The 13,977-nt window shown below is 71.1% G+C and carries 14 protein-coding genes; 3 read left to right on the plus strand and 11 right to left on the minus strand.

The features are described 5' to 3' along the window. The 8 genes from ACTWQO_RS47625 to rimP form a co-directional block, all read right to left on the minus strand. On the minus strand, window positions 1-1,246 hold a 1,246-nt coding region (locus ACTWQO_RS47625), incomplete at its 3' end, for a trypsin-like peptidase domain-containing protein (RefSeq protein ID WP_443243657.1). A gap of 252 nt (window positions 1,247-1,498) precedes the next feature. Continuing rightward, the gene (truB, locus tag ACTWQO_RS47630; RefSeq protein WP_443243658.1) at window positions 1,499-2,404 is read right to left on the minus strand and encodes a tRNA pseudouridine(55) synthase TruB; all 906 of its coding nucleotides are present in this window, start codon (window positions 2,402-2,404) and stop codon (window positions 1,499-1,501) included. Then, the gene (gene rbfA, locus ACTWQO_RS47635) at window positions 2,401-2,847 is read right to left on the minus strand and encodes a 30S ribosome-binding factor RbfA (RefSeq protein WP_301984648.1); all 447 of its coding nucleotides are present in this window, start codon (window positions 2,845-2,847) and stop codon (window positions 2,401-2,403) included. Before rbfA ends, truB begins: the two co-directional genes overlap by 4 nt. 39 nt (window positions 2,848-2,886) lie before the next feature. Further along, on the minus strand, window positions 2,887-3,180 hold the full coding sequence (locus tag ACTWQO_RS47640) for a DUF503 domain-containing protein (RefSeq protein ID WP_443243659.1): 294 nt from the start codon (window positions 3,178-3,180) through the stop codon (window positions 2,887-2,889). A gap of 195 nt (window positions 3,181-3,375) precedes the next feature. Further along, window positions 3,376-6,495: a translation initiation factor IF-2 gene (infB, locus tag ACTWQO_RS47645; protein WP_443243660.1), complete on the minus strand. Its 3,120-nt coding sequence runs from the start codon at window positions 6,493-6,495 to the stop codon at window positions 3,376-3,378. A gap of 147 nt (window positions 6,496-6,642) precedes the next feature. Further along, window positions 6,643-6,954 (minus strand): YlxR family protein, encoded by a 312-nt coding sequence (locus ACTWQO_RS47650; protein ID WP_443243661.1) that lies wholly within the window; start codon window positions 6,952-6,954, stop codon window positions 6,643-6,645. A gap of 101 nt (window positions 6,955-7,055) precedes the next feature. Then, entirely contained in the window at window positions 7,056-8,054 is a 999-nt protein-coding gene (gene nusA / locus ACTWQO_RS47655; RefSeq protein ID WP_443243662.1) for a transcription termination factor NusA, read from the minus strand. A 2-nt stretch (window positions 8,055-8,056) separates the two neighbouring features. Next, complete coding sequence (gene rimP, locus ACTWQO_RS47660; RefSeq protein WP_443243663.1) at window positions 8,057-8,566, minus strand: ribosome maturation factor RimP; 510 nt, start codon at window positions 8,564-8,566, stop codon at window positions 8,057-8,059. A 194-nt stretch (window positions 8,567-8,760) separates the two neighbouring features. Between rimP and ACTWQO_RS47665 the strand changes: the two genes are divergently transcribed. From ACTWQO_RS47665 to ACTWQO_RS47675, 3 genes are read left to right on the plus strand one after another with little or no spacing between them, the layout of a single operon-like run. Next, window positions 8,761-9,270, plus strand: a complete 510-nt coding sequence (locus tag ACTWQO_RS47665; RefSeq protein WP_443243664.1) for a hypothetical protein — start codon at window positions 8,761-8,763, stop codon at window positions 9,268-9,270. Then, window positions 9,267-9,728, plus strand: a complete 462-nt coding sequence (locus ACTWQO_RS47670) for a ferritin-like domain-containing protein (RefSeq protein WP_443243665.1) — start codon at window positions 9,267-9,269, stop codon at window positions 9,726-9,728. Before ACTWQO_RS47665 ends, ACTWQO_RS47670 begins: the two co-directional genes overlap by 4 nt. 30 nt (window positions 9,729-9,758) lie before the next feature. Beyond that, complete coding sequence (locus ACTWQO_RS47675; RefSeq protein ID WP_443243666.1) at window positions 9,759-10,649, plus strand: aminoglycoside phosphotransferase family protein; 891 nt, start codon at window positions 9,759-9,761, stop codon at window positions 10,647-10,649. Window positions 10,650-10,704: 55 nt separating this feature from the next. Here the strand turns inward: ACTWQO_RS47675 and ACTWQO_RS47680 are convergent, their stop codons facing one another. The 3 genes from ACTWQO_RS47680 to ACTWQO_RS47690 form a co-directional block, all read right to left on the minus strand. Beyond that, window positions 10,705-12,408: a proline--tRNA ligase gene (locus ACTWQO_RS47680; protein WP_443243667.1), complete on the minus strand. Its 1,704-nt coding sequence runs from the start codon at window positions 12,406-12,408 to the stop codon at window positions 10,705-10,707. A gap of 72 nt (window positions 12,409-12,480) precedes the next feature. After that, on the minus strand, window positions 12,481-13,047 hold the full coding sequence (locus ACTWQO_RS47685; RefSeq protein ID WP_443243668.1) for a GNAT family N-acetyltransferase: 567 nt from the start codon (window positions 13,045-13,047) through the stop codon (window positions 12,481-12,483). A gap of 36 nt (window positions 13,048-13,083) precedes the next feature. Then, window positions 13,084-13,932, minus strand: a complete 849-nt coding sequence (locus tag ACTWQO_RS47690; RefSeq protein WP_443243669.1) for a GNAT family N-acetyltransferase — start codon at window positions 13,930-13,932, stop codon at window positions 13,084-13,086. Window positions 13,933-13,977: the final 45 nt, after the last annotated feature.

A 13,977-nucleotide genomic window follows, 5' to 3' on the forward strand; every position in this document is an offset into this window, starting at 1 on the left:
GGGCTGAGTTGTGCGGACGGACTGATTGGTGCAGCAGGGATGCCGGAAAGGTGGTGCCCGCGGTCTCCCAGTACTCCTCCCTGCACGCCAGCACCAACTGTGCCCCGGTCTCCCGCAGCCACCTCACTGTTCCCTCCGTCCACTCGGAGAGTCGGTCGGCCAGGGGCGGGGGCATGTGCTCGGGGCTGTCCAGGAGGAGGAGCAGGGGGCGGTCGGCCTCGCGGGACACGTGGGCGAGGTGTTCCGGGGTGACGGTTCGGGGCGCTCGTTGCAGGGTGCGGCGGGCCGCGTCGGCGATCGAGGTGTCTTCGGGGTGGAGGTCGGCGCCGCGGAGCCAGAGGGTGGGGGCTCGGTGGCGGCGGGTGGCCAGGGATGACAGTTCTGTTGTACGGCCGGTGCCCGGTGGGCCGACCAGGGCGAGGACGGAGGCCGATGCCTGTGTGAAGGCCGCGAACTCCCTTGCCGTCGCCGCCCGTTCGACCGGTTCGACCGGGCTCGGTGGGGCGTTCTGCTCAAGCGATGTGGCCGTGAGGTACAGGACTCCGGCCAGGTTGAGGTCGGCGCCGTAGGCGGGGACCTCCGCCGCGTTACGGGCCAGCAGGTCGGCGAGTGGGCCTTCGGTGGTGCGGCGCAGGGGGACTGCGAAACCCACGTCGCGGTGGCCGGACTGGAGGGCCGTGCCGAGGACGCCGAGGACGGCGCCGGTCGTGGCGTCGAGGACCGGTCCCCCGGCCGCGCCGCCGCCGAGCCGGAGTGCGTCGCGACCGGCGGTGCCCATCGCCAACTCCAGGGCGCCGTCGAGGAGATGGAAGCGGTCGGTGGCCGTGTACGTCACGGCGGTGACGTCGAGGACGCGGGCCTCGCGCCAGCATCCCGCGAGGAGGCGGACGTATCTGCCGGGCTCGACCGTGTCCCGGACCGAGATCGGGAGGGGGGCGACGCCGAGTCCCTCGGTGTGGACGAGGGCCAGGTTCAGGGCGGGCAGCGGGGTCACCGCGTCGGCGGTCAGCAGGCAGGTGCGGTCGTCGGCGGCGTGTACGACGAGCCGGGTCAGGCCGTCCACGACTTCGTGGCTGGTGACGACCGTGCCCTCGTGGTCGGCGACGAATCCGGTGCCGCGCGGGCGTCCCGCCAAGTCGTGGATGCGGACGAGGACTTCGTCGCGCCCACGCTCCACGGCCGTGTCGCCGCCCGCGCCGGTCGGCGTCCGGCGTCCACCGCCGGTCCGCGGGCCCGGTCCCGCCATGGTCGAACCTCCCCGCGTACACCCGTGCTCGTATTCGACCGTAGGCACAAGGTGATCAGCGGGACAGATCGCGCCGCGAACGCGCCCCCTTCCGCTCCCTCGGTTCACTCCGAGCGCCTGCCCGCACGGGTGAACAGGAGGGGGCCGATGGATACACCCTAGGGGTGGGGGAACCGAGGGGGACCGTGGAGCGGCGGGCAGAGTACGACCCCGTGCCCGCCGCTCCACGGGCAGCCAAGGGAAAAGGGCTACTCAGCCGAAGACGGCGAGGCTCTTCGCCTTGCCGTTCTGCTCCTCGACGAGCGCGAGGAATCCGCCGTCGGGGTCGAACACGGCCACGGCGCCCCTGCCCGCGTACTCGTCGGGCATCTCCAGCCGTACGCCGTTCATCAGCAGCCGGGCCCGCCTGGCATCCACGTCCCAGCGCGGGAACGCCGCCGCGGCGGCCTCGGCGATCGGCATCACGGTCAGCTCCTCCTGGAGCTGGTCCAGGGTCCGGGCCGAGTCCAGCTTGTACGGTCCGACGCGCGTCCGGCGCAGCGCGGTGAGGTGTCCGCCGACGCCTAGGTCGGCGCCGAGGTCACGGGCGAGCGCCCGGATGTAGGTGCCGGACGAGCAGACCACCGAGACGACCAGGTCGAGCACGGGGGTGCCGTCCTCGGCGACGGCGTCCCGGACGTCGTACACGGCGAAGGACGAGATGGTGACCGGCCTGGCCGGGATCTCGAAGTCCTCGCCGTCGCGGGCCCGCTTGTAGGACCGCACGCCGTCGATCTTGATGGCGCTGACCTTGGACGGCACCTGCATGATCTCGCCGGTGAGCTTGGCGATCCCGGCGTCGACGGCGTCGCGGGTGACCTTCGAGGCGTCGACCGACCCCGTGATCTCGCCCTCGGCGTCGTCGGTGAGGGTCGTCTGGCCGAGGCGGATCGTGCCGAGGTACTCCTTCTCGGTCAGCGCGAGATGGCCGAGGAGCTTGGTGGCCTTCTCGACGCCGAGGACGAGCACGCCCGTCGCCATGGGGTCGAGGGTGCCGGCGTGGCCGACACGTCGTGTCCTCGCGATGCCGCGCATCTTGGCGACGACGTCGTGCGAGGTGAAGCCCGACGGCTTGTCGACGATGACAAGGCCGTCGGGCGTCCGGTTCTTCTGCGTCATTCGGCGGCGTCGTCCTCGTCGTCACCCGGCTTCTTGTACGGATCCGCGTCACCGGCGTACGCGGCACCCGCGGACACCTCGCGCACCTTCGCGTCGGAGGCACGCGCCTTGTCGAGGAGGTCCTCGATGTTCTTGGCGGTGTCCGGAAGGGCGTCGGCGACGAAGGCGAGGGTCGGCGTGAACTTCACGCCCGCCGCCGCACCCACCGCGGAGCGCAGGATGCCCTTGGCGCTCTCCAGGCCGGCCGCGGCGGCGGCCCGCTCCTCGTCGTCGCCGTACACGGTGTAGAAGACGGTCGCCTCCCGCAGGTCGCCCGTCACCCGGGTGTCCGTGATGGTGACGTGCGAGCCGAGCCGCGGGTCCTTGATCCCACGCTGCAGCTTCTGGGCCACCACCTCTCGGATGAGGTCCGCCAGCCTCTTGGCGCGCGCGTTGTCGGCCACTGGTCCGTCTCCCGTTCTTTCCTGTCTTGGTTCTCTAGGTCAGTCGTCGTCGCCGTGGAACCGCCGTCTCACCGACAGCAGTTCCACTTCGGGGCGTCCGGCGACCAGCCGCTCGCACCGGTCCAGTACGTCGGACAGATGCCCCGCGTCGCCGGACACCAACGCCAGGCCGATGAGGGCCCTGCGATGCAGGTCCATGTGATCCACCTCGGCCGCGCTCACGGCGTACTTCCGCTGCAGCTCTGCGACGATCGGGCGGACTACGGAGCGCTTCTCCTTCAGCGACCGTATGTCGCCGAGGAGCAGGTCGAAGGACAGCGTCCCCACATACATGTGTGTAACCGGTTCACCCGCCGGTACGGGATCGATGGCCCCGCCGACTGAACGGGCGGGGACATCAAGAACGGTACATCGAAGGGCCGGGCCGATCGACGGATATTACGCTCCGTAGACCTTGGAGCGCCCGTTCACACACGCGAGCCGGCCGACGGAACCGAGGTCCCGCCGGCCGGCATCGAACCGTTGGCATTACACCCGCGGCTTCTCCCGCATCTCGTACGTCGCGATGACGTCGTCGACCTTGATGTCGTTGAAGTTGCCGAGGTTGATACCGCCCTCGAACCCTTCGCGGATCTCGGTGACGTCGTCCTTGAAGCGACGCAGACCCTCGATGTTGAGGTTCTCCGCGATGACCTTGCCGTCGCGGACGAGGCGCGCCTTGGTGTTGCGCTTGACCTCGCCGGAGCGGATGAGCACACCCGCGATGTTGCCCAGCTTGGACGACTTGAAGACCTCGCGGATCTCCGCCGTACCGAGCTCGACCTCTTCGTACTCCGGCTTGAGCATGCCCTTGAGGGCCGCCTCGATCTCCTCGATCGCCTGGTAGATGACCGAGTAGTACCGGACGTCCACGCCCTCGCGCTCGGCCATCTGCGCGGCACGACCGGCCGCACGGACGTTGAAGCCGATCACGATGGCGTCCGAGCCCATCGCCAGGTCGATGTCCGACTCCGTGACCGCACCGACGCCGCGGTGCAGGACGCGGATGTCGACCTCTTCGCCGACGTCCAGCTGGAGCAGGGACGACTCGAGAGCCTCGACGGAACCAGAAGCGTCACCCTTGATGATCAGGTTCAGCTGCTGGACCTCGCCGGCCTTGAGCACCTTGTCCAGGTCCTCGAGCGAGACGCGGCGCGTGCGCTTGGCGAAGGCCGCGTTGCGCTCGCGGGCGGCACGCTTCTCGGCGATCTGGCGGGCCGTGCGGTCCTCCTCGACGACGAGGAAGTTGTCGCCCGCGCCCGGGACGTTGGTCAGGCCCAGGACCTGGACCGGCGTCGACGGGCCTGCCTCGGCGACGTTGTTGCCGTTGTCGTCGTGCATCGCCCGGACTCGGCCGTACGCGTCGCCGACCACCATGGTGTCGCCGACCCGCAGCGTGCCGCGCTGGACGAGGACCGTGGACACGGCACCGCGGCCGCGGTCGAGACGGGACTCGATCGCGATGCCCTGCGCGTCCTGGTTCGGGTTGGCCCGCAGGTCGAGCGAGGCGTCGGCCGTGAGGACCACGGCCTCCAGCAGGGAGTCGATGTTCAGACCCTGCTTGGCGGAGATGTCGACGAACATCGTCTCGCCGCCGTACTCCTCAGCCACCAGGCCGTACTCGGTCAGCTGACCGCGCACCTTGGTCGGGTCGGCACCCTCGACGTCGATCTTGTTGACCGCGACGACGATCGGGACGTCGGCCGCCTTGGCGTGGTTGAGAGCCTCGATCGTCTGCGGCATGACACCGTCGTTGGCCGCGACGACCAGGATGGCGATGTCGGTCGACCGGGCACCACGGGCACGCATGGCGGTGAACGCCTCGTGACCCGGGGTGTCGATGAAGGTGATCTTGCGCTCTTCGTCGTTGACCTCGGTCGCGACCTGGTAGGCACCGATGTGCTGGGTGATGCCGCCGGCCTCGCCCGCGATGACGTTCGTCTTGCGGATGGCGTCGAGGAGCCGGGTCTTACCGTGGTCGACGTGACCCATGACGGTCACGACCGGCGGACGGATCACGAGGTCTTCCTCGCCACCCTCGTCCTCGCCGAACTCGATGTCGAAGGACTCGAGCAGCTCACGGTCCTCCTCCTCGGGGCTGACGATCTGAACCGTGTAGTTCATCTCGCCGGCGAGGAGTTCCAGCGTCTCGTCGGAGACGGACTGGGTGGCCGTGACCATTTCGCCGAGGTTCATCATGACCGCGACGAGGGACGCCGGGTTGGCGTTGATCTTCTCCGCGAAGTCGGTGAGGGAGGCACCGCGCGACAGGCGAACAGTCTCGCCGTTGCCGCGAGGCAGCATCACGCCGCCGACCGACGGGGCCTGCATGGCCTCGTACTCCTGGCGCCTCTGCCGCTTCGACTTGCGACCGCGACGCGCGGGACCGCCGGGACGACCGAAGGCGCCCTGCGTGCCACCACGGCCACCGGGACCGCCGGGACGGCCACCGAAGCCGGGACGGCCACCGCCGCCACCACCGGGACCACCGGGACGACCGGCGAAACCGCCGCCACCGCCACCGCCGGGACCTGCGGGACGACCGGCGAAGCCGCCACCGCCACCGCCACCGGGACGACCGGCGAAGCCACCGCCGCCACCGGGACGACCGCCGCCACCGCCACCGGGGCGACCACCGCCGCCACCGGGACCGCGGCCGCCGGGGCCACCGCCACCGGGACGCGGGCCGGCAGCCGGACGCTGCGGCATCATGCCGGGGTTCGGACGGTTGCCGCCCGGACCGCCGGGGCCGCCGCCGGGACGGGGACCGCCCTGCGGACGGGGCATGCCCGACGGGCTCGGACGGTTACCGCCCGGAGCCTGCGGACGGGGACCGCCACCGGCCGCGCCCTGGGGACGCGGACCGCCCTGGCCGGCACCCTGCGGACGCGGGGCACCCGGGCCGCCGGCACCACCGGGGCGCGGAGCGCCGCCCGGACGGGGCGCCTGCGGGCGCGCCATGCCGGTGGAGCCGCCGGAGGTGAAGGGGTTGTTGCCCGGACGGGGACCGGCCGGACGAGCGCCCGGACGCGGAGCCTGGCCGCCCGGACAAGGAGCCTGGCCACCGGGACGCTGACCACCCGGACGGTCACCGCGGTCACCGCGGTCACCACGGCGCTCACCGGGTCCAGTCGGACGGGCAGCGGGCTTCGGCGCACCGGGACGCGGCGCGGAGGACGGGGCGGGAGCCGACGGCGGAGCGGTGAACTCCGGGGTCGTGGGCGCCGCCGGAGCCGGACGCGGCGCGGGCCTCGGGGCCGGCGTCGGACGCGGACCCGGAGTGACCGGCGCGGGCGCCGACGGGGCAGCGGGCCCCTCGGCCGCTGCGGGCTTGGGAGCCGGCGGCTTGGGAGCAGCCGGACGTGCCGCCTGCGCCGGAGAGGGCGCGGGGGGCCTGGGGGCGGCCTTCCTGGGGGCACCGGGCTTGGCGGCGGACTTGCCGTTGCCACCACCGGCCTGGAAGGCGTCGGTCAGTTTGCGTACTACGGGCGCCTCGATCGTCGAGGACGCAGATCGGACAAATTCACCGAGTTCTTGGAGCTTGGCCATGACGACCTTGCTCTCAACCCCGAACTCCTTGGCGAGTTCGTATACCCGGACCTTAGCCACTTCGCTCCTTTTAGGTCCGGGTTGCGGCCGGACCGTCGCTACTTCATGGGCGTACTCATCGCGTGCTCATCGAGTGCTCATCGCAATCTCGACCTACTTCCAACTCGCGGGGTACCTGGGCCGCGCGGGGGTTCCGCACGACGCTTCTTACGGTGCTGCCTGTTCAGCAAGGTGCTGCTGGCAACCTTCTGTCTGCTCGACGTAGTGGCGCAACGCCTTTGTGTCGAGCGCTCCCGAGGCGCGCAGCGCCCGCGTGAACGCCCGGCGGCGTACCGCCAGGTCGAGACAGACCAGGGCGGGGTGTACATAGGCACCCCGGCCGGGCAGCGTACCGCGTGGATCAGGGACGCATGCATCCTTGATCGCCACGATGCGCAGCAGATCAGTCTTGGCCGCTCGCTTCCGGCACCCCACACAGGTGCGCTCAGGGCATGCGCGGGCTCGCGTCCGGCCAGACACTCTTAAGTCTACCTCCCCGTGTCGACCTCACCCCTTTGGGGCAAGAATCGAACGGTTCTTCACATGGATGTGACGTGATCTAAGCGACCTGCGGCTTGGATCTATTCCCGGCCCTGCTCGGACGGCTGCTCGGTGTCCGGACGGATGTCGATCCGCCAGCCGGTGAGCCGGGCCGCGAGGCGGGCGTTCTGCCCTTCCTTGCCGATCGCCAGGGACAGCTGGTAGTCGGGCACGGTCACGCGGGCGGAGCGGGCGGCGAGGTCGACGACCTCCACCTTGGAGACCCGGGCCGGCGAGAGCGCGTTCGCCACCATCTCGGCCGGGTCGTCCGACCAGTCGACGATGTCGATCTTCTCGCCGTTCAGCTCGCCCATCACCGCGCGCACCCGGCCGCCCATGGGGCCGATGCAGGCGCCCTTGGCGTTCAGACCGCTGCGGGTGGACCGTACGGCGATCTTGGTGCGGTGGCCTGCCTCGCGCGCGATGGCCGCGATCTCCACCGAACCGTCGGCGATCTCCGGCACCTCCATGGCGAAGAGCTTCTTCACCAGGTTGGGGTGCGTGCGGGAGAGGGTGACGGAGGGGCCGCGGACGCCCTTGGCCACTCGAACGACGTACGACCGCAGCCGCATCCCGTGCGGATACGTCTCGCCGGGGACCTGCTCCTGCACCGGCAGGATCGCCTCCAGCTTGCCGATGTCGACGAGGACGTTCTTCGGGTCACGGCCCTGCTGGACGACGCCGGTGACGATGTCGCCCTCGCGCCCCGCGTACTCGCCGAGCGTGGCGTCGTCCTCGGCGTCGCGCAGCCGCTGCAGGATGACCTGCTTGGCGGTGGTGGCGGCGATACGGCCGAAGCCGGACGGGGTGTCGTCGAACTCGCGGGGCTCCTGGCCCTCGTCGAGGTCCTCCGGGTCCTCCTTCGCCCACACGGTCACATGCCCGGTCTCCCGGTTGAGCTCCACGCGCGCGTGGCGGCGGCTTCCCTCGGTGCGGTGGTAGGCGATGAGGAGGGCGGACTCGATCGCCTCGACCAGCAGGTCGAAGGAGATCTCCTTCTCCCGTACCAAGCCCCGCAGGGCACTCATGTCGATGTCCACGGCTACGCCTCCTCCTCTTCCTTCATGTCCTTCTTGTCCTTGCGGCTGAACTCCACCTGCACCCGGGCCTTGACGATGTCGGGGAAGGCGAGCCTGCGCTTGGTGGCCTTGCGGCCCTTCACACCGGGTACTTCGACGTCCAGGCCCTCGTCGTCCACGGTCAGGAGTCTGGCGACCAGTTCCCCGTCCTCGGCGAGCTGGAACTTCACCAGGCGGCCGGTGGCACGCACATAGTGGCGGTGTTCTCTGAGCTCGCGCTCGGCACCGGGGGTTCCGACCTCGAGGGTGTACTCCCCCTGGCCCATCGCGTCCGTCTCGTCGAGCTTCGCCGAGAGCACACGGCTCACATCGGCGATGGCGTCCAGATCGGCGCCTTCGTCGGAGTCGACGACCACGCGCAGCACCCGCTTGCGTCCGACCGAGTCCACTGCGATCTCTTCGAGATCCAGGCCCTGGGAGGTGACGAGCGGTTCGAGCAGTTCTCGCAGCCTCTCGCTCTGGGTGGTGCTCATCCGGGTGACTCCTCGGCCGCGTGTGCTGTTGTGGTTAGGTCGCGTGTCTGGTCAAAGGGTATCCGGTCACAGGGGGTGTTGCCGTCCACCGGAGCTCGGGCGGGTGCCGGTGAGTGGTATCGGACGTATGCGCGGGTACCGTGATCACGGGCGTGCTGCCCTCCCCTTCGTACGAGCCCCCGAGGACGTCTGCCGTGCCGTACCCCCCACCGCCGCGCACCCCATCCGGGCCGCGAAGAAGGAGCCTGCTCATCTCGGTCGCAGGGACCGCCCTGCTCGTGGGCTGCTCGGCCGAGTCCGACGCCGGCGGCACCGGCGGCAGCCCGTCGGCCGCCGACCGGGCACGCGCGCGTGCGGCCCGCGACAGCGAGGGGCTGGTGGCGCGGTACGACGCCGTGATCACCGCGCATCCGGCGCTGGCGGAGCGGCTGGGACCGCTGCGGGCGGAGGCGGTGCGGCATGCGGAGGCGTTCGGAGCTGCGGGAGCCACGTCCGCCTCGCCGACGGCATCGGCGTCCGCGCCGGCCGCCGTCCCCACCGAAGAGAAGGCTGCCCTCGCCGAACTCGCCGCCGCCGAGCGGGCCCTCGCGGACCGGCGGGCCGAGACGCTGCTGGACATGCCGGGCGAACTGGCGCGGCTGCTGGCGTCCGTGGCGGCGGCCGGGGCGGCGCACGCGTATCTGCTGACGGAGGGCGAGAAGTGAGCGAGGCCAAGGACGGGGAGCTGAAGGCGCTCCAGGCGGCACTGGCGGCCGAACATGCCGCCGTGTACGGCTACGGCGTCGTCGGCGGACGGATCGACGAAGGACGTCGTACGGAGGCCAGGGCGGCGTACGACGCCCACCGGGCCCGGCGGGATGCGCTGGCGCGCGCGGTGCGGGACCTGGGCGGGACGCCGGTGGCCGCCGCCGCGGGCTACGCACTGCCCTTCGCGGTGCCGGACTCCACGGCGGCCGTCCGGCTCGCCGCGGAGCTGGAGGACCGGGTGGCCGGGGTCTACTCCGACCTGGTGCGCGCCACCGACGGCGAGCGGCGGCGCACGGCCGCCGAGGCCCTGCGGGAAGCGGCGGTGCGGGCGGTGCGCTGGCGCGGCGAGAGCGTAGCCTTCCCTGGGCTCGCCGAGCGGACCACCGCGACGGCGTCGGCGACGCCCACGGCGTGACGCCTGGAACAGAAAGGGGACGGCTCGCGTATGGCTTTCGAACCGCCGCGGCGTCTGGTCAGGGCGTTCGGTGAGACGGCACCGGAAGGTGACGACTGGCTGGAGAAGCTGCCCCAGGTGGCTCAACAGGCCGTCGCGCTACGCGAGTTGACCGTGGAGCGGGTTCAGGTGCCCGGTGGGCGCAGCAGCCTGGTCGTGCTGGTGCGGCTGCCGGACGGTACGCCCGCGGTGCTGAAGCTCGCCCCGCGCCGGGCGCGGCCGGAGAGCGAGCGGGCCGCACTCGCCCACTGGGGCGGTCTGGGCGCCGTACAACTGCTGGAGCCCTTCACCGCCGAGGGGGCGCTGCTGTTGGAGCGGCTGCATCCGGATGTGTCGGTGCGGTCGTTGCCGGAGGCGAAGGCGTTGCTGGAGGCGGCGGGGACGTTGCGGCGGCTGTGGGTGGAGCCGCCGGGTGAGCATTCCTTCGAGACCGTTGCCGAGCGGACGGGGCGGCAGGCCGTGGCGATGCGGGGTGCGCCCGCGGAGTTTTCGGCACTGGTGAGCCACGCTCTCGACGCGCGGGAGTCACTGCTGGCCGCTCCGCCCGTGGAGCGGTTGCTGCATGGGACGTTTCGGCAGAGCAAGGTGCTGGCCGGGGAGCGGATGCCGTGGTTGGCGGTGGGGCCGGATCCGGTGGTCGGGGAGTGTGCGTTCGATCTGGCGCGGTTGGTGCGGGATCGGGTGGAGGATCTGATCGCTTCGCCGTCGGGGGCGGCGACGACCCGGCGGCGGGTCAAGCGGCTTGCGGAGTCGCTGGATGTCGATCAGGAACGGTTGCGCGGGTGGACGTTGTTCCGGGCGGTGGAGTCCGGGGTGCGGGCACTGAGGGTGGGGCGGCCGAAGGATGCGGAGTTGTTGCTGGAGTTCGCCGCGTGGCTGTAGGGCGGTGAGGCCGAGGCCCGGAGCGGGCCTCGGCCTCAAGCGACCGTGCGGTCGATCAGGCCGTGAGGCGGGCGATCGCCTCGTCGACCGTCAGTTCCTCGCGCTCGCCGGTCCTGCGGTCCTTCAGCTCGAGGACGCCCTCGGCGGACCGGCGTCCGGCGACCAGGATCTGCGGTACGCCGATCAGCTCGGAGTCCGTGAACTTCACGCCCGGGGACACGCCCGCCCGGTCGTCGACCAGGACGCGCAGGCCGGCCGCGGCGAGCTTCGCCGAGACGTCGAGGGCCAGCTCGGTCTGGAGGGCCTTGCCCGCGGCGACCACGTGCACGTCGGCCGGGGCCACCTCCTTCGGCCAGCACAGGCCCTTGTCGTCGGCGGACTGCTCGGCGAGGGCGGCGACCGCGCGGGAGACGCCGATGCCGTACGAGCCCATGGTCACGCGGACCGGCTTGCCGTTCTGGCCGAGGACGTCGAGCTTCAGCGCATCCGCGTACTTGCGGCCCAGCTGGAAGATGTGGCCGATCTCGATGGCGCGGTCCAGCTTGAGGCCGGTGCCGCACTTCGGGCAGGGGTCGCCTTCCTGGACGACCACGACGTCGACGTAGGTGTCGACCTCGAAGTCACGGCCCGCGACGACGTTCTTCGCGTGCATGCCCTCCTTGTTGGCGCCGGTGATCCAGGAGGTGCCGGGGGCCACGCGCGGGTCGGCGAGGTACGTGATCTTCTCGCCCAGGCCCTGCGGGCCGACGTACCCGCGGACCAGGTCGGAGCGGCCCGCGAAGTCCGCCTCGGTGACCATCTCGACGACGGCCGGGGCGAAGTGCGCCTCGACCTTGTCCATGTCGACCTCACGGTCACCCGGGACGCCGACGGCGACGATCTCGCCGCCGACCTTCACGAGCAGGTTCTTCAGGGTGGCGGAGGCCGGGACGCCGAGGTGGGCGGCGAGGGTCTCGATGGTGGGGGTGTCCGGGGTGGGGATCTCTTCGAGGGCGAGCACGCCGTCGGCGTCCACCGGCTTCAGCTCGTACGTGATCGCCTCGGTGTTGGCCGCGAAGTCGCAGTTCGGGCAGTCCGCGAAGGTGTCCTCGCCGGCCTCGGCGGGAGCGAGGAACTCCTCCGACTTCGAGCCGCCCATCGCGCCGGCGGTCGCGGCGCAGATGCGGTAGTCGAGGCCGAGACGCTCGAACACCCTCTGATACGCCTGGCGGTGCAGGGCGTACGACTGGGCGAGGCCCTCGTCCTCCGTGTCGAAGGAGTACGAGTCCTTCATCAGGAACTCACGGCCGCGCAGGATGCCGGCGCGGGGGCGGGCCTCGTCACGGTACTTGTGCTGGATCTGGTAGAGGATCACCGGCAGGTCCTTGTAGGAGGACGCCTGGTCCTTCACCAGCAGGGTGAAGATCTCCTCGTGGGTCGGGCCGAGGAGATAGTCGCCGCCCTTGCGGTCCTGGAGGCGGAACAGCTCGGGGCCGTACTCGTCCCAGCGGCCCGTCGCGTCGTACGGCTCACGCGGCAGCAGGGCGGGGAGCAGTACCTCCTGGGCGCCGATCGCGTCCATCTCCTCGCGGACGATGCGCTCGATGTTGGCGAGGACCTTCTTGCCGAGGGGCAGCCAGGACCAGATGCCGGCGGCGGTACGGCGGACATAGCCGGCGCGGACGAGCAGCTTGTGACTGAGGACCTCGGCGTCCGCCGGGTCGTCGCGCAGCGTCTTCGCCATCAACTGGGACATGCGCTGGACCGGTGCGTTCGCCATGTTTCTCGTACTCCTGCTGCGTAAGGGTGATGCCAGGAGGTTAGCCGGGCGGTGCGGGGCGGTGGAAATCGGTTAGCGGCGCCGGAGGGGAAGCTGGGCGCCCATCACGGCGTACGGCTTCGGGGCACTGGGGAACAGGACCTGGCGGGCCAGGTCCTGGTAGCCGAGGGAGTGGTACAGGCCGCGGGCCGGGCTGTCGGTGTCGATCGCGGAGAGGATCGAGCGGGGTTCGTCGGCGGTGTCCGTGATCGTGGTGATCAGGGAGCGGCCGATGCCGCGGTTCTGGTAGCGCGGGTGGACATGCAGCTCGGTGATCACGAAGGAGTCGTCGAGCCAGTCGGCGTGGCCCTGGGCGCGGAGGTACGGCTCCACGACCGTGGACCACCAGTGGGAGCGGTCGTTGGGCATGCCGTAGACGAAGCCGACGAGACGATCCGCTGCGGTGGCGCCGAACGCCCTTGCCCCTGGGTAGGTCATGTGCCGCAGGACGATCTGGCGGCGTACGGCGACCTCGTCGGAACCGAGTCCGAACGCGACTGCTTGGACTGCGAGTGCCTCGTCGATCCGTGCGGAGAGGTCCAGGGGGCCGATCACGATGTCTTCGGGGTGGCGGTGGCCGTGACCGGGAAAACGCAGCATGTCGGGGAGACTACAGGGGGGTTCGAGCGGTCTGTTTCAGAAGAGCACGCTCATGAACGCTCCGACTTCCCGGAAGCCCACGCGCCGGTACGTCCTTCTTGCCGCCGTGTTGAAGTCGTTGACGTAGAGGCTGACGACGGGGGCCACGTCCGCCAGGGCGTAGCGCAGTACCGCCGCCATGCCCGGGGCCGCGATGCCCCTCCCCCGGTACTCGGGGGCCACCCATACGCCCTGGATCTGGCAGGCCCGGTCCGTCGCGGCGCCGATCTCCGCCTTGAAGACGACCTTGCCGTCGGGGCCGAGACGGGCGAAGGAGCGGCCGGAGCCGACGAGTTCGGCGACGCGGGCCTGGTAGAGGAGGCCGCCGTCGCCGGCCATGGGGGAGATACCGACCTCCTCGGTGAACATCGCCACGCACGCCGGCATGATCGTCTCCATCTCGTCCTTGCGGATGCGGCGGACGTACGGATCCGGGGGGATGTCGGCGGGGAGGTGGTCGGTGACCATGAGGGGCTGGTGGGAGCGGACCTCGCGGGCCGGGCCCCAGCTCGGTTCGAGCAGGCGCCACAGCTGGGCGGTGGCCTCGGCGGGGCCGACGATGGAGGAGCAGCGGCGGCCGGCTCTTCGGGCCCGGTCCGCGAAGGCCCGTACGGCTCTCGGTGTCGCGCAGATCGGGACGAGGTTGGCGCCCGCGTAGCACAGGGACGTCAGCATGCCGTCCTCGTACCAGCCCCACATCTCGCCGCCGAGCCGCCACGGATCCAGGCCCGCGATCTGCACCCGGGATGCCACGAAGGCGTTCGCGACCGGCTCGCGGCCGAGAACGGCGAGCGCGGCGTCCAGGTCGCTCGGTTCGAGAACCCGGGAGGTGGTCTGGGTCAACACGTGCGGGGCCCTCACCCTAAGGTCTGCTGATCTCCGCACTGTACC

This window comes from Streptomyces sp. 4N124, assembly GCF_052245395.1.
GTDB lineage: Bacteria > Actinomycetota > Actinomycetes > Streptomycetales > Streptomycetaceae > Streptomyces.